19 protein-coding genes are annotated in these 20,768 nt (G+C 67.1%); 16 read left to right on the plus strand and 3 right to left on the minus strand.

The features are described from left to right. Positions 1–15: 15 nt before the first annotated feature. Both lon and yihA read left to right on the plus strand, forming a co-directional pair. Positions 16–2,343, plus strand: coding sequence for an endopeptidase La (gene lon / locus K2M58_RS03750; protein ID WP_252393587.1), 2,328 nt, complete (start codon positions 16–18; stop codon positions 2,341–2,343). Further along, the gene (gene yihA / locus K2M58_RS03755) at positions 2,340–2,927 is read left to right on the plus strand and encodes a ribosome biogenesis GTP-binding protein YihA/YsxC (RefSeq protein ID WP_220678342.1); all 588 of its coding nucleotides are present in this window, start codon (positions 2,340–2,342) and stop codon (positions 2,925–2,927) included. The genes lon and yihA overlap by 4 nt, the downstream gene beginning before the upstream one ends. On the opposite strand, the gene K2M58_RS03760 is transcribed toward yihA, so the two are convergent. Further along, positions 2,863–3,930, minus strand: coding sequence for a DMT family transporter (locus tag K2M58_RS03760; RefSeq protein ID WP_220678343.1), 1,068 nt, complete (start codon positions 3,928–3,930; stop codon positions 2,863–2,865). The genes yihA and K2M58_RS03760 overlap by 65 nt on opposite strands. A 192-nt stretch (positions 3,931–4,122) precedes the next feature. Here K2M58_RS03760 and K2M58_RS03765 point away from each other — a divergent pair, with 192 nt between their 5' ends. The 6 genes from K2M58_RS03765 to hemB all read left to right on the plus strand — a co-directional run bounded on the left by K2M58_RS03765 (position 4,123) and on the right by hemB (position 10,221). Next, the gene (locus K2M58_RS03765) at positions 4,123–4,683 is read left to right on the plus strand and encodes a helix-turn-helix domain-containing protein (RefSeq protein ID WP_220678344.1); all 561 of its coding nucleotides are present in this window, start codon (positions 4,123–4,125) and stop codon (positions 4,681–4,683) included. Positions 4,684–4,957: 274 nt separating this feature from the next. Next, positions 4,958–6,349: a glutamyl-tRNA reductase gene (hemA, locus tag K2M58_RS03770; protein ID WP_220678345.1), complete on the plus strand. Its 1,392-nt coding sequence runs from the start codon at positions 4,958–4,960 to the stop codon at positions 6,347–6,349. A gap of 14 nt (positions 6,350–6,363) precedes the next feature. Then, positions 6,364–7,179, plus strand: a complete 816-nt coding sequence (ccsA, locus tag K2M58_RS03775) for a cytochrome c biogenesis protein CcsA (RefSeq protein ID WP_220678346.1) — start codon at positions 6,364–6,366, stop codon at positions 7,177–7,179. 118 nt (positions 7,180–7,297) lie between these two features. Beyond that, a complete protein-coding gene (hemC, locus tag K2M58_RS03780) occupies positions 7,298–8,248 on the plus strand; it encodes a hydroxymethylbilane synthase (RefSeq protein ID WP_220678347.1) in 951 nt (316 codons plus the stop codon). Further along, positions 8,245–9,195: a uroporphyrinogen-III synthase gene (locus K2M58_RS03785; protein ID WP_220678348.1), complete on the plus strand. Its 951-nt coding sequence runs from the start codon at positions 8,245–8,247 to the stop codon at positions 9,193–9,195. Before hemC ends, K2M58_RS03785 begins: the two co-directional genes overlap by 4 nt. A gap of 36 nt (positions 9,196–9,231) precedes the next feature. Beyond that, entirely contained in the window at positions 9,232–10,221 is a 990-nt protein-coding gene (gene hemB / locus K2M58_RS03790; protein ID WP_220678782.1) for a porphobilinogen synthase, read from the plus strand. A gap of 38 nt (positions 10,222–10,259) precedes the next feature. Here the strand turns inward: hemB and K2M58_RS03795 are convergent, their stop codons facing one another. Next, positions 10,260–10,697, minus strand: coding sequence for an Hsp20/alpha crystallin family protein (locus K2M58_RS03795; RefSeq protein WP_220678349.1), 438 nt, complete (start codon positions 10,695–10,697; stop codon positions 10,260–10,262). 480 nt (positions 10,698–11,177) lie between these two features. Between K2M58_RS03795 and K2M58_RS03800 the strand changes: the two genes are divergently transcribed. From K2M58_RS03800 to K2M58_RS03835, 8 genes are all read left to right on the plus strand, one after another. Beyond that, positions 11,178–12,263, plus strand: coding sequence for an ABC transporter substrate-binding protein (locus K2M58_RS03800; protein WP_220678350.1), 1,086 nt, complete (start codon positions 11,178–11,180; stop codon positions 12,261–12,263). Positions 12,264–12,419: 156 nt separating this feature from the next. Beyond that, positions 12,420–13,436, plus strand: a complete 1,017-nt coding sequence (locus K2M58_RS03805) for an ABC transporter permease (RefSeq protein WP_220678351.1) — start codon at positions 12,420–12,422, stop codon at positions 13,434–13,436. Further along, positions 13,433–14,263, plus strand: a complete 831-nt coding sequence (locus tag K2M58_RS03810; RefSeq protein WP_220678352.1) for an ABC transporter ATP-binding protein — start codon at positions 13,433–13,435, stop codon at positions 14,261–14,263. The genes K2M58_RS03805 and K2M58_RS03810 overlap by 4 nt, the downstream gene beginning before the upstream one ends. Then, positions 14,253–15,617, plus strand: coding sequence for a dicarboxylate/amino acid:cation symporter (locus K2M58_RS03815; RefSeq protein ID WP_220678353.1), 1,365 nt, complete (start codon positions 14,253–14,255; stop codon positions 15,615–15,617). The genes K2M58_RS03810 and K2M58_RS03815 overlap by 11 nt, the downstream gene beginning before the upstream one ends. Before the next feature lie 123 nt (positions 15,618–15,740). Beyond that, on the plus strand, positions 15,741–17,039 hold the full coding sequence (gene hemL / locus K2M58_RS03820) for a glutamate-1-semialdehyde 2,1-aminomutase (protein WP_252393589.1): 1,299 nt from the start codon (positions 15,741–15,743) through the stop codon (positions 17,037–17,039). A gap of 158 nt (positions 17,040–17,197) precedes the next feature. After that, positions 17,198–18,160 carry a 4-hydroxy-3-methylbut-2-enyl diphosphate reductase gene (locus K2M58_RS03825; protein ID WP_220678355.1) on the plus strand — a complete coding sequence of 321 codons (963 nt, stop codon included), beginning with the start codon at positions 17,198–17,200 and terminating at the stop codon, positions 18,158–18,160. Between the two features lie 153 nt (positions 18,161–18,313). After that, positions 18,314–19,498: a LysM peptidoglycan-binding domain-containing protein gene (locus K2M58_RS03830; RefSeq protein ID WP_220678356.1), complete on the plus strand. Its 1,185-nt coding sequence runs from the start codon at positions 18,314–18,316 to the stop codon at positions 19,496–19,498. Positions 19,499–19,508: 10 nt separating this feature from the next. Beyond that, positions 19,509–20,543 (plus strand): hypothetical protein, encoded by a 1,035-nt coding sequence (locus tag K2M58_RS03835; protein WP_220678357.1) that lies wholly within the window; start codon positions 19,509–19,511, stop codon positions 20,541–20,543. On the opposite strand, the gene K2M58_RS03840 is transcribed toward K2M58_RS03835, so the two are convergent. Further along, complete coding sequence (locus K2M58_RS03840; protein WP_169793297.1) at positions 20,502–20,678, minus strand: hypothetical protein; 177 nt, start codon at positions 20,676–20,678, stop codon at positions 20,502–20,504. The two genes, K2M58_RS03835 and K2M58_RS03840, sit on opposite strands and share 42 nt — an antisense overlap. Positions 20,679–20,768: the final 90 nt, after the last annotated feature.

A 20,768-nucleotide genomic window follows, 5' to 3' on the forward strand; every position in this document is an offset into this window, starting at 1 on the left:
ACGGAGGTGTCGCCGATGACCGAGATGGCCCGCGGCGCCGAGTCCATCCTTCCCCTGCTTCCCCTTCGGGGGCTCATGGTCTTTCCGACAATGGTCGTCCACCTCGACGTCGGGCGGGAAAAAAGCGTCGCCGCCCTCGAGGCGGCGATGGTCGACGCGCATCGGCTGCTCCTCGCTGCGCAAAAAGATCCGCATCTCGATTCGCCGGCGCCGGACGATATCTACGGCGTCGGCACGATCTCCCTCATCAAGCAGATGCTTCGGCTCCCAAACGGAACGGTGCGGATCCTGATCGAGGGCGAAGCCCGGGCCCGCATCGTCGCCTATGAAACGGTGGAGCCGTATTTTTCCGTCCGCTACGAGCGGCTCGAAGAAGAGACGAGCGACGACGTCGAGACGACGGCCCTCATGCGGGCCGTCGTCCGGGAATTCGAGCAGGTCATCCGCCTCTCTCGGAAGATCTCGCCGGAGACCCTCGCCAGCATCGCCGATATCGCCGAACCGGGGCGGCTCGCCGACGTCATCGCCGCGCACCTGGCCCTTCGGCTGCAGGATCGCCAGACGCTCCTCGAAGAGACGAACGTCAAGCGCCGGTTGGAGCGGCTTCTCGAGCTCCTTTCGAACGAGCAGGAAGTGCTCGAGCTCGAGCGGCGCATCAGTCAGCGCGTCAAAAAGCAGATGGAAAAGACGCAAAAAGAATACTACCTCCGGGAACAGATGAAGGCGATCCAGCGGGAGCTCGGCGAGCGGGAAGGTCGGAGCGCCGAGGTGGAGGAACTCAGGGCGGAGGCGGCGAAAAAGGCGCTCCCGGCTCACGTCCGGGAGAAGATCGACAAGGAACTCGAACGCCTCGAGCGCATCCCGCCGATGGCCCAGGAAGGGCATGTGATCCGGACGTACATCGAGTGGCTGATCGCCCTCCCGTGGGAGGAGCGGACCGAGGATGCCAAGAGCCTCCGGCGGGCGGAGCGGATCCTCGACGAGGACCACTACGGCCTCGCCAAGGTCAAGGAGCGCATTCTCGAATACCTCGCCGTCCGTCAGCTCGTCGACCGGATGAAAGGGCCGATCCTCTGCCTCGTCGGCCCGCCGGGCGTCGGCAAGACGTCCCTCGGCCGCTCCGTCGCCCGGGCCCTCGGCCGCCGCTTCGTCCGCATCGCCCTGGGCGGCGTCCGGGACGAGGCGGAGATCCGGGGCCACCGGAGGACGTACGTCGGGGCGCTTCCGGGGCGGATCATCCAGGGGCTCCGGACGGCCGGAACGAAAAACCCGGTGATGCTCCTCGACGAGATCGACAAGCTCGGCGCCGATTTCCGCGGCGACCCGGCGAGCGCCCTCCTCGAGGTGCTCGACCCGGAGCAGAACCACGCCTTTTCCGACCACTACATCGAAGAGCCGTTCGATCTCTCAGAGGTCCTTTTCATCGCCACCGCCAACACGATCCACACGATCCCGCGGCCGCTGCTCGACCGCATGGAAGTCATCTCCATCAGCGGCTACACCGAGATCGAAAAACTCCACATCGCCGAGCGGCACCTCATCCCGAAGCAGCTCGAGGCCCACGGCCTTCGGCGCGGGCAGGTTGCCTTTGAAAAAGAGGCCCTGCTCGAGCTCATCCGCCGCTACACCCGGGAGGCCGGCGTCCGGGAGCTGGAGCGCATGCTGGCGGCCCTCGCCCGGAAGGCGGCGCGCCTCATCGTTTCCGGCGAGAAAAAGCGCGTCGTCATCACGCCCCGGACGCTGGAGGCGTATCTCGGCCGGCCGCGGTTCCGGCACGGCATCGCCGAACGGGCGCCGGAGGTCGGCGTCGTTACCGGCCTCGCCTGGACGGAAACCGGCGGCGAGACGCTGTCGATCGAGGTGACTCATTTTCCCGGGAGCGGGAAGCTCCTCCTCACCGGTCAGCTGGGAGATGTCATGAAAGAGTCGGCCCAGGCGGCGATGAGCTACGTCCTCTCCCGGGCGGAGCGCCTCGGCATCGACCCGGCGTTCCGGGAGAAGACCGACGTCCACATCCACATTCCGGAAGGGGCCATCCCGAAGGACGGCCCGTCGGCCGGCATCGCCATCGCCACCGCCCTCGTCTCGGCCCTGACCGGCATTCCGGTGGCGAACGACGTCGGCATGACCGGGGAGATCACCCTCCGGGGCCGGGTGCTTCCGATCGGTGGCCTCAAGGAAAAAAGCCTCGCCGCCCACCGGGCGGGCCTCCGGCGGGTGATCCTCCCGAAGGACAACGAAAAAGACCTCGAGGACATTCCCGAGGTCGTCCGCCGGGCGCTCACCTTCATCTTGGTCGACCACATGGACCAGGTGCTCGACGCGGCGCTGGTGAAAACATGAGCGGCCGGGCCCACCTCTGGCGGATGGCGGCGCGCCTTAAAGACCTTCCGCCGCCGGAGCGGCCGGAGATCGCCCTCGTCGGCCGCTCCAACGTCGGCAAATCGTCCCTCATCAACGCCCTCGCCGGGCAGAACAACCTCGCCCGGACGAGCCGGACGCCGGGGAAGACGCGGCTCATCCACCTCTATCGCTTCGACACTTTCGTCCTCGTCGACCTCCCCGGTTACGGCTACGCCCAGGTGTCGAAGGCGATGCGGCGCGAGTTCGGCCGCCTCGTCGAGGGCTACCTCAAGACGCGGGAGGCGCTCCGACTCGTGCTCCAGCTCGTCGACGTCCGGCACCCGCCGACGGAAGACGACCGCCTCATGCGGCAGTGGCTCGTCTTCCACGGCCTGAAGACGCTCGTCGTCGCCACGAAAGCGGACAAACTCGGCCGCGGCCGGGCGCTCGAACAGGCCCGCCGGATCGCCGGCGAGCTTCGCCTCGCCGTCGACGAAGGGCCGATCCTCTTTTCCGCCGTTACCGGCGAAGGAAAAGACGACCTCTGGAAGGCGATCCACGGCGCCCTCCGGGTGCTCCGCTGAGGCCGGGCGCCCCGGCCGGGCGCCGTCGTTTATCGGCCGCCGCTTCGAGACTTCCGGACGTTCCGTCGCTTCCGGACGCCCGGGCGGCGAGGACGGCCGACGGAAGCTCGGCGACGAGCATCCCGAGGACGATGAAAAGCCCGCCGGCGATCACCCGGCCGGCCGGCGGCTCGTGGCCGGTCGCCCACGAGGTGAGCGCCGCAAACACCGGCTCCAGGGCGAAGATGATCGCCACGTGCACCGGGCTTGTCCGGCGCCCCGCCGCCGACTGCACCCAGTAGGCGAGGGCCGTCGCCAGGACGGCGGTGACAAAAAGGCCGAAGGCGACCGCCGGCACCCGGTAAGGCGCCGGATCGAGCATCGCTCCCCCTTCGACGGCGAACGCCGCCGCGGCGGAGAGGGCGGCGACGGTGCCGACCTGAAAAGTCGCCAGGGCCGCCGGCGGGTGCCGGCGGCTGGCTCGGGCGGTGGCGACGATCTGCAGCGCAAATGAGAGCGCTCCGAGAAACGTCAAGAAATCGCCCAAGCCCGTCTCCCATCCGCCGGCCGGGCCGTCGGCGGGATACGGCCGTCCCCCGGCGGCGAGGAGCAGGACCCCGCTGAAGGCCAGGGCGACGCCCGCCCACGCCGCCGTCGGCACCCGCTCCCGGAGCCAAAGGGCGCTCAAAGCCGGAACGAGGACGACCGACAGACCGGTGATGAATCCCGATCGGGCCGGCGTCGTAAAGAGCAGGCCGAACGTCTGAAAGGCGTAGCCGCCGAAAAGAAAGAGTCCGATGCCGATCCCGGCCCGGGTTGCCCCGGCGCCGCCCGACCGGAGGGCGAACGGCAGGAGGAGGAGAAAGGCGAGGCCGAAGCGAACGGCGAGAAAGGAAAACGGCGGGAGGTGGGCGATGGCGTCCTGGACGACGACGAACGTCGTCCCCCAGACGAACGTGACGAACAGGAGGGCGAGGTCGCCGGCGAGAGCCGTTCGCCCCGAGGGAACGGAAGGGGAAATCATGGACACGCTCCTTCGGAAAGGTGGGCGTTCTGCACCGAAGGCCCGCCGGGCCGATCGACGGGACCGGTCGCGTTAAGGGCTATTATATCGGCGTCGGGCGAATTTTTCTATGGACTTTCCGAGCAGGTTTGTTATAATATAGCCTACTCTGTATCCGCCGAACTCGGGAAACGACGGGGAGCCGAAGCGACGATGAATGAACTGGCCCAGTACGTCAAACAGGTCCTGAAGGACGACCCGCTCTTTTTGGAAACGATCGACGACAGCATCGAAAAGCGGGTCTCCTACCACGTCAAGCGCCTTCGAAAAGCGCTCAAGCTCACGCAGGCCGACCTGGCGGAAAAGATGGGGGTCAAACAGCCGTTCGTCGCCCGGATCGAAAGCGGGAAAAACAACATCTCCATCCGCAAGCTGGCGGAACTCGCCCAGGTGCTCGGCGTCGATCCGATGGACCTTGTGCGGCCGATCTACACCCTCGGCCATCCGGATACCGTCGTCCGGCTGATCGTCAACCGCCGCTTTCGCATCATGGCCGTCAACCCCGGCGGCGTCCGCTACTTTGGCCGGCCGCAGCTCGAGCTCGTCCACACCCTCCTTTCCCACGAATCGCCGTTTCGCCGGGCGGCGGAACAGGTGTTTCAAACCGGGGAGCCGGCGGTGGCGACGCCCGTCGAAGGGATGACGATCGAGGCCCGTCCGATTCGAAACGGCCGCGGCCAGGTGATCGGCGCGGAACTGACCTACGTCCGGTGAGCGAAAAGCGGCGAGGGACAGGCCCTCCGGCGGACGGGGACCGGAGGGGGTCGTGCCGTCCGGTGAGCGGGAAGCGGTGAGGGACACGCCCTCCGTGCGCGGCGTTCCCCAAGGACGTCCGGCTTTGTCACGTCGGTGACAAAAACGGCCGTTTTTCGATGTCCGGCGATGAAAGCGGTTGTGATATAATAACCGCAGATTGGAATCGGACTCATCGGCGAATCGTTTTTCCTCCGCCGCCGGCGCAAGCCGGGCGGAAAAGGAGGGATGGGGGATGCATCTTCTTGCCGTCGGTCTCAACTACCGGACGGCGCCGGTCGAAATCCGGGAGCGCTGCACGTTCCAGCCGGAACAGCTTCCGGAGGCGTACCGGACGCTTCTTTCGCACCGGAGCCTCGTCGAAGCGGTGATCGTCGCAACATGCAATCGCACGGAGCTTTACCTCGTCACCGACCGAATGACGATGAAAGCGGCCGAGGAGGAAGCGCTTTCGTTTATGGTGCGCTGGTTTCGCCTCCCGGCCGATGTCCTCCGGCCGCATCTGGTCGTGCTCCGAGATCGGGAGGCGGTGCGGCACCTCTTTCGCGTCGCCGCCGGTCTCGATTCGATGGTCCTCGGCGAGACGGAGATCCTCGGCCAGGTCCGGGAGGCGTGGGAGACGGCGCGGGCGCATCGGGCGACGGGGAAGCTTTTGAACGTCCTCTTCCAGCGGGCGATCGCCTTTGCCAAGCGCGCCCATACGACGTGGCGGGTGAACGACCGCCCCCTTTCGGTGGCGTACGTGGCGATCGGCCTCGCCCGGACGTTTTTCGGCGATCTCGCGTCCAAGCGGGTGCTCGTCGTCGGCGCCGGAGAAACGGGCCGGCTTCTTTTGCAGCATTTTGCCGATCAGGGCGTACGGGCGCTTTTCATCGCCAACCGGACCCCGGAGCGGGCGGAGGAACTGGCCCGGCGGTTTGGCGCCCGGGCGGTGCCGTTTGAGCGGCGGGTAGAGATCGCCCGGGAAGCGGACGTCGTGGCGACGGCGACGTCGGCGCCGGAGCCAATTTTTACCCGACCGGCGCTGGAGGCGGCGCTCGGGCGCCGGGAGCGGCCGCTTCTTTTTCTCGATCTCGCCGTTCCCCGGGACGTCGACCCGGCGCTCCACGGCCTCGGGCAGGTGTTCTGCTACGACATCGATGATCTCCAGGGCATCGTCGAGGAAAATCTCGCCGAGCGGCGGCGGATCGCCGCCGCGATCGAGCGGACGATCGACGGTGAGGTGGCGGCGTACGAGCGGTGGCTGGAGACGCTCGATGCGGTGCCGGTGATCGCCGCCCTGCAGGCGAAAGGGATGGCCCTTCAGGCGGAGACGATGGAGAGCCTCCTTCGGAAGCTCCCGCCGCTCGATGAGCGGAGCCGGCGGCTTCTGGAGAAGCATACGAAAAACCTCGTCAACCGACTGCTTCAAGACGCCGTCCTCTACCTGAAGGAGACCGCCGGAACGCGGGAAGGCCGGGCGGCGCAGGCGGCCATCGTCCAGAGCTTTCGCCTGGAACCGTATCTGGCTGATCGCTCCGGCTCAGAGGAGGAGACGGGAGAACGCCCGGCGCCGGAGGCGCCGCGCCGCGATCCCCGCGTAGGCGGCGTCCGTCTCGTCCGGCGGAGCGAGCCGGCGACGACCTGACGGAGGCGTCCGCCGTGCTCGTGGGGCGCTGGCTGCTTGATCTCGCGATCGCCGTCTACGGCCTGGCGGTGAGCGTCATGTTTATCGATGTCGTCCGGCCGACGCCGGCGGCCGGACGAACGGCCTTCGTCTTTTTGAACGGCGCGTTTCTCTTGCTCACGGCGGGGATCACCGTCGAACTCATCGGCTACGGCTCCCTGGCCGCCTTTGTCGCCGAGCGGACGCGGCTCCTTTACGCGTGGCTGCTTCTTGCCGCCTCGCTTCTTTTGAGCGCCGTGGTGCGGGCGGATCTTTTTTTGCTTTTGACGAACGCGGTCGGCCTGGCGGTCGTCACGCTCAACCTCTTTCCGCCGGGGGCGCCGGCGGCGGGGCCTTCGGGCCGGGAGGAGCTTCTCGTGCTCCATATCGTCGGGGCCCTCGTCGCGTACGTCCTGTTCGTCCTGGCGGGCGTCTTTTCCGTGCTGTACCTCCTCCTCGACGGGTGGCTCGCCGCCAAGCGGGTCCGGGGCCGGGCGTTTCGCATGCCGCCTCTCGAACAGCTTGCCCGCTACGCCGGGACGGCGGCGCTCGTGGGGGTGCCGGTGTTTGCGGTCTCCCTCTTTCTCGGCGGGGTCTGGGCCTTCGGGGAGGCCGGCTTCGGCGCTCTCCGGGATCCGAAGGTCGGTTTTTCCGGAGCGGTCCTTCTGGCCTACGGCTTTTTCGTCTACGTCCGGACGTTCGCCCGCTGGCCGTGGCGGCGGGCGATGTGGGTCGGCGCCGGTGCGTTTTTTCTGCTCTGGCTGAATTTCTGGACGACCCATTCTTTGGCCCTGGCCGCCTGGCCGGGCTGACGGCTTCGGGCCCCGCCGGCGGCGGGGCCTTTTTCCGTCCGGCGCCGGCCGGTCCGGGCTCGCCAAAGGCCGCCGCTTGCGTTAAGATTACAGAGGGGAAACAAAAAGGAGGCAGCCGATGCCGGAACTTGTTTTGGCGTCACGAAAAAGCCCCCTCGCCCTAGCCCAGAGCGAACGAGTGCGTGCGCTCCTCGAGTCCCGTCACCCGGCGCTCCGGGTGCGGATCGCCCCCTACGTCACGGAGGGCGATCGCCGGCTCGAGGTGACGCTGGCGAAGATCGGCGGGAAGGGGCTTTTTGTCAAAGAGCTCGAGCGGGCGATGCTGAGCGGGGAGGTGGATTTTGCCGTCCACAGCCTGAAAGACGTTCCGGCGGTGCTGCCGGAAGGCCTGGCCCTCGTCGCGATCCTTGCGCGGGGCCCGGTGGAGGACGTCCTCATCACCCGCGACGGCCGGGAACTGAACGCGCTTCCGCCCGGCGCCGTCGTCGGCACGTCGAGCCTCCGGCGCACCGTCCTCCTTCGGCGCCTCCGGCCGGACCTGGACGTCCGGCCGCTCCGGGGGAATGTCGATACCCGCCTCCGGCGCCTCATGGCGGGGGACTTTGACGCGATCGTGCTGGCCCGGGCCGGCGTCGAGCGCCTCGGGCTGGACGTCCGGTCGGTCCCGCTCGACCCGACGGTGTTCATCCCGGCGGTCGGACAGGGGGCGCTGGCGATCGAGGCGCGGCGGGGAGATGGGGCCGTCCTTCGGTGGCTCGAGCCCCTCGACGACGCGCCGACGCGGCGAGCGGTCGAGGCGGAGCGGGCGTTTTTGGCCCGACTCGGAGGGAGCTGCCAGGTTCCCCTCGGAGCATACGGGACGGTGGAGGCCGACGGAACGGTGACGCTCCGAGGATTTATCGCGGAACCCGACGGCTCCGGTTTCTGGTCGGGCGTTCTCCGGGGACCATCGCCGGACGTCGGAACGGCGCTCGCGGAGCGGCTGATCGCCAAGGGCGCCGGGGAGACGGTCGCCCGCTTTGCGGCCGGAGAGGACGATGATGGATCGACGGAGGGTCAGAAGGCATGAGGCGGTTTTCCTTTTTTGCCGCCGTCGGCGATTCCGGGGCGTCGGGGCGCGGGGACGGGCCGGCGCCGGCCGGTGATCCGACGAGACGGGAGACGGGGTTCGCCGGGTCCGGCCCGGGCGGGCAGGCGGCGGTGGATGGCGAAGCGGTCGTCGGCGATCGGCCGCTTGCGGGGCGCGTCGTCGTCGTCACCCGCGCCAAGCATCAGGGAGAACACCTCGTCGGGCGACTTAAGGCCCTCGGCGCCCGGGCGTACCACGTCCCGCTCATCTGCGTCTCGCCGCTTCCTCTGACGGACGATCTGGCGGCGGCGCTGAAGGCGGCGCGGACCGCGGACTGGCTCATCTTCACGAGTCAAAACGGCGTCGATGCGTTCTTTGCCCGCTACCGGGAGGCGGCCCTTCCGCCCCTTTCTCCGGCGCGGCCGAAGCGGGTCGCCGTCGGCCCGAAGACGGCGGAGCGCCTGGCCGCCTTCGGGCTTCCGGCGGACGTCGTCGCCGAAGAGTACACCGCCGAGGGCGTCGTCGAGGCGCTCGCCGGCCGGGTTGCTCCCGGCGAACATGCGGTGATCGTCCGGGGAACGCTGAGCCGGGACGTCGTGGCGCCGGCGCTTCGGGAGTACGGCCTTGAGGTCACCTCGGCGGTCGTCTATGACAACGTCCGGGACGAGGCGGGCGTGCGACGGCTCCAGGCGCTCCTCCGGGAGTCCGTCGTCGACGTCGTCACGCTCACGAGCCCGTCGATTGCCGAGGCGGTCGCCGAGGCGGTGGCGGCCGCCGGGCGTGGGCCGCTCTGGTACGCGAGCATCGGTCCGGTGACGACCGGCCGGGCCCGCGCCCTCGGCCTCGCGCCGGTCATCGAGGCCCGGCCCTTCACCGAAGAAGGACTCGTCGCCGCCCTCGTCGAGGCGGTCCGTTTCGGCGAGGCGCCGGGGCGGCCTCTGTCTTAAGCGGCGCCTTTGGGTCGATCCCGTCAAGAAGGAGCGATCGACGTGCGGGATTTTATCCGCCACCGCCGTCTCCGGCGGTCGGCCAACCTGCGACGGATGGTGCGGGAGACGCATCTTCGTGTCGACGATCTCATTTATCCGTTGTTCGTCACCGAGGGGAGCGGCATCCGGCGAGAAGTGCCGTCGATGCCGGGGGTCTACCAGCTTTCCCTGGACCGGCTGAACGAGGAGGTCGAGGACGTCCTCGCCCTCGGCATCCCGGCGGTCATCCTCTTCGGCATTCCCGACCACAAAGACGAGGTCGGAAGCGGCGCCTACGATGAGGCGGGGATCGTCCAGCGGGCGCTCCGCCAGCTGAAAAAGGCGTATCCGGAGCTCGTCCTCATCGCCGACAACTGCCTGTGCGAATACACGAGCCACGGCCACTGCGGCCTCGTCCGGGACGGGGAGATCTTAAACGACGAGACGCTCGAGCTCCTTGTCCGGACGGCGGTGACGCAGGCGGAAGCCGGCGCCGACATCATCGCCCCGTCGAACATGATGGACGGGTTCGTCTCCGCGATTCGGGACGGGCTCGATACGGCCGGATTCAAGCATACGCCGATCATGGCCTATTCGGTGAAGTACGCATCCGCCTTTTACGGGCCCTTCCGGGAGGCGGCCCATTCGGCGCCGGCGTTCGGCGACCGGCGGACGTACCAGATGGATCCGGCCAACGTCCGGGAGGCGCTCCGGGAAGCCCGCAGCGACGTCGAAGAAGGCGCCGATTTTCTCATGGTGAAGCCGGCGATGGCCTACCTGGACGTGGTGAAGGCGCTCCGGGAGGCGTTCCCTCACCCCCTCGTCGCCTACAACGTGAGCGGCGAGTACGCGATGATCAAGGCGGCGGCCCGAAACGGCTGGCTCGACGAACGGGCGGTCGTTCTGGAGCTCTTAACCGGCGTCAAGCGGGCCGGCGCCGACCTCATCATCACCTACCACGCCAAAGACGTTGCCCGCTGGCTGCGGGAGGAAGATCGCGGATAAAAAAGCCGCCCGGAGGGTCCGGGCGGCTTTTTCGGCGATCATTCGATGTCGATGCGCCGGCCTTTGGGCGGCGTCCGCTTGAGTTTCGGCAGCGTGACGGTGAGCAGGCCGTTTTTGTACGTCGCCCGGATGCCGTCCGGATCGACGTTCTCAAGGGAAAAATGCCGCTCCAGCCGGCCCCGGTACCGCTCCCGGCGGACGTACGCCTCCCGCTCTTCGTCGACGCCGCCGGCCTCTTCGACGGTGATGCTTAAGACGCCGTCGTCGTAGTGGATCTGGATGTGGTCTTTGTCGACGCCGGGAAGCTCGGCTTCGACGATGTAGGCGTCTTCCGTCTCCCGAATGTCCGTGCGGAAACGGCCGGTTCCGGCGAAGACGGCCAGCGGCTCGGCGAAGAAGCGTTCCATGATCGCCTCGACGTCGTCCCACATCGGCCAGTTGGACCGGCGCCGGCGATCGGGCCACCAGCGGCTCATCCTACACCCTCCTCCCTTCGCTCGGTCTCAAGCCGGGGTGCCCCGGCTGCCGGGGGGCGAAAAGCATTCGGCCCGCCGATCGGTGCCTGCCGGCCTTCCCGGGCTTCCAGGTGGGCCGAAGGCTCCCGGCTCGTCACCGGAGCGTCGCCCCGGCCCCGCGTCCAAAAGCGGCAAAAAGAAGGTTCCCTTATCCATTATCCGCTATGCATTGGGCCGGTCAAGGGGAACGCCCGGAAAAACTTTGCAAGAAAATCCGCTTGCGGCGGCGCCGCAAGGCTGCTATGATTGATCCAAGATTTTTTGTTTTAGAGCGCCACCGCTTTGCGGCGATCCTGCTTTGCCGCGCCGCTCCTTTTCCGCGGAAAAGGGAGCTGTGAAAAAGCGAATGCGGAACCGCAAAAGCGGGGCAGCGGAGAGTAAAGGAAAAATCCAGCATGAACCGGGCATCGGCGCCCGGGAGAGCGGGGGAGGACCATACGCATGCGGCGCAGGGGATGGTCGGGTTGGCACAAGGCGCTCGGGGCGTTCGCCGCGCTCACGCTCGTCCTCGTCGCCGTCTCCGCCTGCGGCACCGGGGCAGGGGGCAAGACCTCAGAGAGCGGGGCGAGCGGTCAGGCCTCGGGCGGCACGACGGCCGGGGAGAACGGAGATACCCACGGCGCGTCGGGCGGTACGGGGTTGAAGCGGATCGGCATCACGCAGATCCTCTCGCATCCCGCCCTCGACAATGCCCGACAGGGCTTTATCGATGCGCTCAAGGACGGCGGCTACGTCGAAGGCAAGACCGTCAAGTACGACATTCAGAACGCCGAAGGATCCCAGGATACGGCGAAGCAGATCGCGGACAAGTTCGTCGCCGATCGGGTCGACCTCATCCTCGCCATCGCGACGCCGACGGCCCAGGCGGTCGCCGAGGCGACGAAGGACATCCCGATCGTCATCACCGCCGTCACCGATCCGGTCGGCGCCGGCCTGGTGGAGTCGCTCGAGCGGCCGGGCCGGAACGTCACCGGAACGACGGACATGAACCCGGTGAAGGAACAGCTCGAGCTCGCCAAGCGGCTGGCCAAAGGCAACCGCATCGGCGTCCTCTACAACAGCGGCGAGTCGAACTCCCTCGTGCAGGTCGAAATGGCGAAGGAGGCGGCCGCGTCCCTCGGCCTTGAGCTCGTGCCGAAGGCGGTGACGAACACGTCCGAGGTGAAGCAGGCGGCGGAATCGCTCGTCGGCAAGGTCGATGCCCTCTACATCCCGACGGACAACACCGTCGTCTCCGCCATCCGGGCGGTCGTCGACGTCGCCGAGTCGGCCAAGCTTCCCCTGATCGCCGCCGAAGGCGATTCGGTGAAGGAAGGGGCGCTCATCACCTACGGCATCGACTACTACAAGCTCGGCTATCAGACCGGAGAGATGGCGATCAAGATCTTAAAGGGCGAGGCGAAGCCCGAATCGATGCCGATCGAACGGCAGAAGGAGCTCAAACTCTACGTCAACAAGACGGAAGCGGACAAAATCGGCCTTGAGATCCCCCGGGATCTCCTCGAACGGGCGGACGTGACATATTGATCGGGCGCCGCCGAGCGTCCGGCGGGCCGGTGTGCCGGGAGCCGGTCCGCTCTTTTTCTTTGCCCGAATGAACCGGTGATGGCGCCTTTCGATCGCGCCCTTTTTCGCGGACGGGCCTCTGTCTCATGACGAAGAAAACGGGGTGTCCGACTCACCATGGCCCTCTGGATCGGTTCGCTGGAACAAGGACTTCTGTTCGGCATCATGGCCATCGGCGTCTATCTCACCTTTCGGGTGCTGAGCTTTCCCGACCTCACCGTCGACGGGAGTTTCGCCCTGGGCGGGGCGGTGGCGGCGAGCCTCATCGTCGCCGGGGTCAGCGGTTGGGCGGCGGCGGCCATCGCGGCTTTGGCCGGCGCCGGGGCGGGGCTCATCACCGGGCTTCTCCACACCAAAGGAAAGATCAATGGGCTTCTGTCCGGGATCCTCACGATGATCGCCCTTTATTCCGTCAACCTCCGGGTGATGGGCCGGGCGAACGTGTCGCTCCTCAACCAGAAGACCATCAAGACCGAGCTCGAGGCATGGGCCCAGGCCGCCGGCGTCGACCGGCACGTCGTATTCGTGGCGGTGTTTTTCCTGCTTCTCTTCGCGGCGAAACTCGCCGTCGACTGGTTTTTGCGGACCGATCTCGGGACCGCCGTCCGGGCGACGGGCGACAATCCGGCCATGATCCGGAGCTTCGGTGTCGACACCGACGGGACGATCCTCCTCGGCCTCATCCTCTCGAACGCCCTCGTCGGCCTCTCCGGCGGTCTCATCGCCCAGTACCAGGGTTACGCCGATGTGCAGATGGGGATCGGGATGATCATCGTCGGGCTGGCCTCGGTCATCATCGGCGAAGTCCTCTTCGGCGCGCAGACGATCTTCCGGGCGACGCTCGCGGCGGCGGCCGGCGCCGTCGCCTACCGGTTCGTCATCGCCGCCGCCCTTCGGCTGAACGTCGACCCGAACGATCTCAAGCTCCTCACGGCGCTCATCGTCGTCGTCGCCCTCGTCGTCCCGCCGATTCTGGAAAAACGCCGCCTTCAGCGGCTTCTGGAAGCGGAAGGCGCCGAGGACGTCTTCGGCGATGACCGCCGTCAGGCGGCGGCCGGCCGCGCCGGCGCCGGAGCAGGGCCCAAGGCGGAAGGCCGGGTGCGGCCCGCGGAAAAAGGAGGGGAGGGAGGATGACCGGCGGGCTTTGGCTCGAGCGGGTGTCGAAGACGTTCCATCCCGGTACGTCGAACGCCCGGCGGGCGCTCAAGGACGTGACCCTTTCGATCGTCCCGGGGGAGTTCGTCATCATCATCGGCTCGAACGGCGCCGGCAAATCGACGCTCATGAACGCCATCGCCGGCCGCATCCCGGTCGACCGCGGCCGGATCGTCCTGGACGGCGTCGACATCACCCGCTGGCCGGAACATCGCCGGGCGGCCCTCATCGGACGGGTTTTTCAAGATCCGATGATGGGGACGGCGCCGTCTTTGTCCATTGCAGAAAATATGGCCCTCGCCTACCGCCGGGGGCGCCGGCGGGTGCTTCGGTCGTTCGTCGGGGCCAAAGAGCGGGCCCTCTACCGGGAGGCGCTCGCGACGCTGGAGCTCGGCCTCGAGGCGCGGCTCGAGACGAAGGTCGGGACGCTTTCCGGCGGGGAACGGCAGGCCCTTTCGCTCCTCATGGCGACGTTCGTCGAGCCGAAGCTCCTCCTTTTGGACGAGCATACGGCGGCCCTCGACCCGAAGCGGGCGGAGCTCGTCCTTCGGCTCACGGAGAAGATCGTTCGGGAGAAGCGCCTCACCACCCTCATGATCACCCACAACATGGCCCACGCGCTCCGAATGGGCGACCGGCTCATCATGATGCACGCCGGGGAGATCGTCCTCGATCTTTCGGCGGAGGAAAAGGCGCAAATGGAGATCGACGACCTTCTCCGGGCCTTCGAGCGGGTTCGGGGGGTAAAGTTCGTCGACGACCGCCTCGTCTTCAGCCAGCTGGAGGGAAGAGACCATGCAACATAACGTCATTGAGGCCATCTCCACGAATGCCTTGTCGCTCACCCTCGCGTTTTTGGCTGTTTTCGTTTTGGCGTGGCTCAGATCCCGTCGCGTTTCCTTTGGTTCGCGGGTCATGATCGCCTTAGGACTCGGTCTTGTCACCGGTATGATTCTTCATCAAACGCAAGCGTCGTATGATAGCCTCAAAACGTTTGGGCAAATGTTCGTCAATCTCATCAAAATGATCGTCATGCCCCTTGTCGTCGCTGCTGTTATATCCGGGATCACTTCTTTGGCACAACCGGAGCAGCTCAAACGCATCGGTGGGCTCACCATCGGTCTGTTTCTCATCACCACCGGACTCGGTGCGGCGATCGGCGTCATCGTCGCGCTTTTGATTCACCCGGGTTCCGGAGTAAATTTAAGTTTGCCGTCCGATTTTAAAGCGCGCGAGATCCCGACGTTTTGGCAAGTCCTGCTTGATTTATGGCCTTTGAATCCGATCGATGACATGGCGAAAGGGAAGGTCGTTCCGGCCATCATTTTTGCGCTGTTTTTTGCCCTGGCCATGGTCGGACTGGAACGGAAGAACCCTGATCAGGTGGCATCCGTCAAAAATTTTGTGCAATCGTTTGCAAACATTATGTATGAAGTGACCAAAAGCGTCATCCGTCTGACTCCCTATGGCGTCTTTATGCTCATCGCGGCGATGAGTGCGTCCTATGGATGGGAGACGCTTCTGCCATTAATGAAAGTCATCATCGCCACCTACGGTGCCTTGGCCGTTCATTTTCTCATCGTTTTTATCCCCATGATCATCTTCTTGAATCGCGTACAGCCTTTGGTTTTTTTACGCAAAATCTACCCAATGATGATTGTGGCTTTTACGACGCGCTCCAGCTATGCGGTCTTGCCGATCAACATTGAGATCATGGTCAAGCGGTTGAAAATCCCCGAAAACATCGCCAGCTTTGTCGCCTCATTGGGGACGGCCATGAACTATAACGGCTGTGGAGGCGTTTGGCCGGCCGTCGTCGCCATCTTTGCTGCCGAAGCGTACGGCATCCCTTTGAACTGGACCGACGATATTCTGATCGTTTTTGTGGCGACGATCTCTTCGATTGGCGTCGCCGGCGTGCCAGGACCTGCATCGATCTCCACCACGGTCGTGCTCACCGCCCTGGGACTTCCGCTTGAGGCTTTAGGACTTGTTTTGGCCGTCGATGCGCTTGTGGATATGGGACGGACGCTGATCAACCGTACGGGCGATCCGATTATCGCTTTGTTTATCGCTCGACGGGAAGGCCAATTCGATGAGAAAGCGTTTTATGAACCAGACGATGAAGCGTTGACGTCGACGATGAGCGCCGGTTCGTGAAGCAGACCGAAAAAGATGGTCTGCACCTGGCTTGCAAGAGATTCATGGCTCCGGCATAATGGGAGAAGGGTCAGGCAACGGGCGGCGAACGTTGCACAGAAAGGAGCCGAGGCGTTGATCACGTTGCGCGACGGCCGTTCTCGGGCGCTCTACGACAAGGCGGTCGGCCTTCTTCCCGGCGGCGTCAACAGCCCGGTGCGGGCCTTCCGCGCCGTCGGCCGGCCGCCGCTTTTTATCGTCCGAGGGGAAGGGCCGTATCTTTTCGACGAAGACGGCAACCGCTTCATTGATTACGTCCTGTCGTGGGGGCCTCTGATCCTCGGCCACGCCGACCCGGACATCGTCCGGGCGGTGACGGAGGCCGCCCGCCGGGGGACGAGCTTCGGCGCCCCGACGGAAGTCGAACTCGAGATGGCCGAGGAGGTCATCCGCCGCATGCCGGCGGTGGAGATGGTCCGGATGGTGAACTCCGGCACCGAGGCGACGATGAGCGCTCTCCGACTCGCCCGGGCGGTGACCGGCCGCTCGCGGGTGGTGAAGTTCATCGGCTGTTATCACGGCCACGGCGACAGCTTCCTTGTCAAGGCCGGATCCGGCGTGGCGACGCTCGGGCTGCCGGATTCCCCCGGCGTCCCGGGGGCGCTGGCGGAGCTCACGCTCACGGCGCCGTACAACGATCTGGAGGCGGTTCGGGCGCTTTTCGACGCTTATGGCGATGACATCGCGGCGGTCATCGTCGAGCCGGTCGCCGGGAACATGGGCGTCGTCCCGCCGGCGCCGGGCTTTCTCGCGGGACTTCGGGCGCTTACGAGCGCGGCCGGGGCGCTCCTCATCTTCGACGAGGTGATGACCGGCTTTCGGGTGCATTTCCATTCGGCTCAGGGGCTGTACGGCGTCATGCCAGACCTCGTGACGATGGGGAAGGTCATCGGCGGCGGGCTTCCGGTCGGCGCCTACGGCGGCCGTCGGGCGATCATGGAGCAGGTCGCGCCGAGCGGGCCGGTCTATCAGGCCGGAACGCTTTCGGGGAACCCCCTCGCCATGCATGCGGGGCTGGCGACGCTCCGGAAACTCGACGCGGCGGCGTACGAGCGGCTCGAAGCCCTCTCCCGACGGCTCGCCGACGGCCTGGCGGAGGCTGCCCGGGCCGAGGGGGTGCCGCTCACGTTAAACCGAGTGGGGTCGATGCTGACCCCGTTTTTCGCCGACGGGCCGGTGACCGACTTCGCCTCCGCCAAACGGCAGAACGAGGCGGCCTTTCGGGCCTTTTATCACGCCCTCCTCGCGGAGGGCATCTACGCCCCGCCCTCGGCGTACGAGGCGTGGTTCGTGTCGCTCGCCCATACGGAAGCGGAGATCGATCGGACGGTCGAGGCGGCGGCGCGGGCGTTCCGGGCGGCGCGGGCGGCCCTAGGCGGCTGAAGCGGCGCGGGGAGCTTGTTTCTGCTGCCGTGCCGTGGCCGGCGGGCAAACGGAGAAGCGGGCACGGGCAAAGCGGCAGGTCGACGGCTCCGGTGCGACCGGCGGCCGAAAGGCGCCGCGGGCGGCCGGCAAAGGCGAGAAAGGGGCGGGTACAGGCGATGGAGGTCGTAAAGATCACCCCGCGGGGATACTGTTACGGCGTCGTCGATGCGATGGTCCTTGCCCGGCGGGCGGCGGAAGATCCGTCGCTTCCAAGGCCGATCCACATCCTCGGCATGCTCGTCCACAACCGGCACGTCGTCGAGGCGTTTCGCGCCCTCGGCGTTCTGGCCGTCGACGCGCCGAACCGGCTCGAGGCGCTGGAGGCGATCGACCGCGGAACGGTCATCTTCACCGCCCACGGCGTCTCTCCGGAAGTCCGGCGCCGGGCGGCGGAAAAGGGCCTGGTCGTCCTGGACGCCACCTGCCCCGACGTGATGAGGACCCACGCGCTCATCGCCGAAAAGGTCGCCCGGGGCTACGAGGTCATCTACATCGGCAAAAAAGGCCACCCGGAGCCGGAGGGGGCGATGGGCGTCGCGCCGGGCAAGGTCCACCTCATCGAAACGGAGGAAGACCTGAAGGCCCTCCGGATCACGGCGGAGCGGATCCTCGTCACCAACCAGACGACGATGAGCCGGTGGGACGTCGAAGATCTGATCGCGGCCGTCCTCCGGCGCTATCCGCACGCCGAGGTGGAAAACGAGATCTGTCAGGCGACCGAGCTCCGGCAGGCGGCTGTCGCCACCCAGGCCCGCGGCGCCGATCTTCTTATCGTCGTCGGCGACCCTCGGAGCAACAACACCGCCCGCCTCGTCGAGGTGGGGGAGAAGATCGCGGGGGTGCCGTCCGTCCGGGTCTCGAACGTTCACGAGATCGACCCGGCGTGGCTGATCGGCAAAAAGCGCGTCGCCGTCACTGCCGGCGCCTCGACGCCGACGCCGATTACGAACGCCGTCATCCGCTACCTCGAGGCGTTCGATCCGGACGACCCCAAGACGTGGCGCCATCCGGAACCGCTGCCCCTTCTGGCGATCTTGCCGCAGCCGAGGACATCCCGGAGCACCGGGGTGCCCAGCTGAAAAACGAAGGGAACCTGGCCGTGGCGAGAGCGGCCCGACCGAGCGCATCGACGCCTCATCGCGGCGCGAGCATGGCTTTCGGGCGCCGGGGAAGGTCTAAACGTCCGCCTTCTGCCGTAAGGTGTACGGGAGATCCCGGCCGGGTGGCAGGAGGTGGACGCGGTGCAAGATGCGGTGCGACGGGTGACGTTTGAGCTTAAGGAGCGGATTCCCCTCGACGTCCCGCTGGAGGACATCGAGGGGATGGAACGCGTCGAGCTCATCCCGGATGTGGAGCTCATCGATGAAGGGAAACACCTGCGCCTTCGGGGACATCTCGCCTTTACCGCCGAGTACCGGGCCGGCGCCGGGGAGGGCGACGTGCGCCCCGACGTCCTCGATGAGGCGGTGACGCCGAAAAAGGCCCGCAAAGGGCACGTCTACTACCGCATCCCGGTCGACATCGCCTTCGGCCGGGAACGGGTCGACGAATCGGGCGTCGAACTGATCATCCAGGACCTGGCGTATGAGCTCCTTTCGCCGAATCGGCTCCTCATCCGGGCGGTGATCGACCTCGAGGGCGTATCCGCCGAAGGGTACGTTCAGCCGGTCCAGGCGGAGCGGGAGGACGTCTTCGAGGCGACGAGCCACTGGCCGCACCCGGTTTATCCGGCCGGGGAAGAGGCGGCGCCGGGTCCGTTCGGCTGGATCGAAGAACTGCCCCCTTCGGGGGCGGAGCCTTCGCTCGAAAGCGCCGGCGATGCGTCGGAGCCGGAAGCGTTCCCGGAATCCCCGCCGGCATCGGAAAGCGGGGCTGCGGTCGCCGAAGCGGACCGCCCGCCGGAAAGCGGTGCCGCGCCGGACGCTTCGCCGGCTCCCGGTCCGGCCGGCGCGCCTTATGGCGATGCACCGGAGGCGCCGAAAGAGGCGCGTTCGGGCGGAGAGCGCCCGGAGGCGGTCCGTCCCGCCGGATCCGAACCGGTCCTCGTGCCGGCGTCCGGCGGGCCGGTCGGGGCGACGGACGCCTTCGGCGCGGTCGGTCGGGGTCCCTGCGTCGAACCGGGCGACGGCGAAGCGCCGGCGGTCGGGCCGGCGGCTTCGGCGACGGATGCGGCCGAAGCCGATTCGCCTTCCGGCGCCGATTCGCCGGGGTCCCTGTGGACGCGCCTGTTCGGCATCAAAGAGGGGGGACGCCGGCCGCTCCTCTGGCATTTTGTCCGCGAGACGGAGACGCTCGAGACGATCGCCGAGCGGTACGGGGTGGCGCCGGAAGCGATCCGGGCCGCCAACCGGGCGGCGAACGATCTCCGGCCCGGGATGCGCCTTTTGATCCCCGACGCGCCGGATCGTCGGCGGTAAGGGTCGGGCGGTGGCGCCGATGGAGGATGGGCTCCTTCGCGAGGCGCTTCGGGCGTACGGCCTCAAGCTCCGGCGGTGGACGCGCTTCCGCCGGACGGTTCGGGTGGAGACGGACGGCGGGCTCTTCGCCCTCACGGCGGTTCCGGATGCCGGCCGGTTCGAACGGGCGGTGGAGCGGCTCTTGGGTTATGCCCTGAGGCAGCCGTTCGTCCTGCTTCCGGTGCCGACGCCATCGGGCCGGCCGGTGACCGTCGTCGGCGACCGGGCGTACGCGCTGTTTCCGTGGGTGGCGGCCGACACCGCCCGGCACGCCCTGCGGGCCGGGGAGTGGCGCTGGTTGCCGGCGTTTTTGGAGGCGCTGGCGGCGTTTCACGCCGCCTACCGGCGCCCGGCGCCGGCGGCGCCGGTTCGGGCCGCCGCGGACGACCTCATCGCCCGGTGGACGGCGGAGCGCTCGGCGCTCGAGGCGTGGGCGGCGGATGCCGCCGGTCGGGCCTATCCGTCGCCGGTGGACGTGCTTTTCGTCCACGCCCGAGAGGCGCTGACGCTTGCCCTCGATGCGGCGATTGAGGCGGCGCGGCGCTTCCGGGCGGCCCTTGAAGGGGAGACGACGGACGTCGTGCTCCTTCACACCCGGCCGGCGCCGGAGCGGATCGCCCTGACGCCCCGCGGGATCGTGCTTCTGGACTGGACGGGCGCGGAAGAGGGGCCGGCGGTGCGGGATCTCGCGGTTTTTTTTCAGTCGCTGGCGCCGGAACTCGCCGCTCGGTCGGAGGCGGCGGAACGCCTGAGGGCGGGGCTTTTCGCGTACCGGCGCCGCCGGCTCTGGCAGCCGGAGGAGGCGGCGCTCCTTCGCGCCGCCCTGTTTTATCCCGGAACGGTGCTGGCATTTTTTCGGCGGCATTTTTCCGGCGAGGCCCGGGATCACCTGCTCGATCGGACGGAGGCGGCCCAGGCGGCGCTCCGGGCGTTTTACGCCCGTGTCGCCCTGGCGGAGGCGCTGTCAGTACCACTCGAGGAGCGCCCCGACGTAGATCAAAAATAAAATAAAGAGGACGAGGACGTCGATGAACGTCGGGATGAACATCGTGCGGATGAAGTAGAGGATGATCACCGGCAGCATAAACGTCTTGACGTGCTTTTTGGCGTCTTTGAACCAGTTGAGGATCGTCTTGAGCATGCTCTCCCCCCTCCCGGCATCGTATGCCGGAAAGGGAGCGGGGGTCATGAAAAAGCGCCGCTTTCTCCGGAAGCGGCGCTTTTTGCGGCG

It is taken from the genome of Hydrogenibacillus sp. N12 (assembly GCF_019645935.1).
GTDB lineage: Bacteria > Bacillota > Bacilli > Thermicanales > DSM-22653 > Hydrogenibacillus > Hydrogenibacillus schlegelii.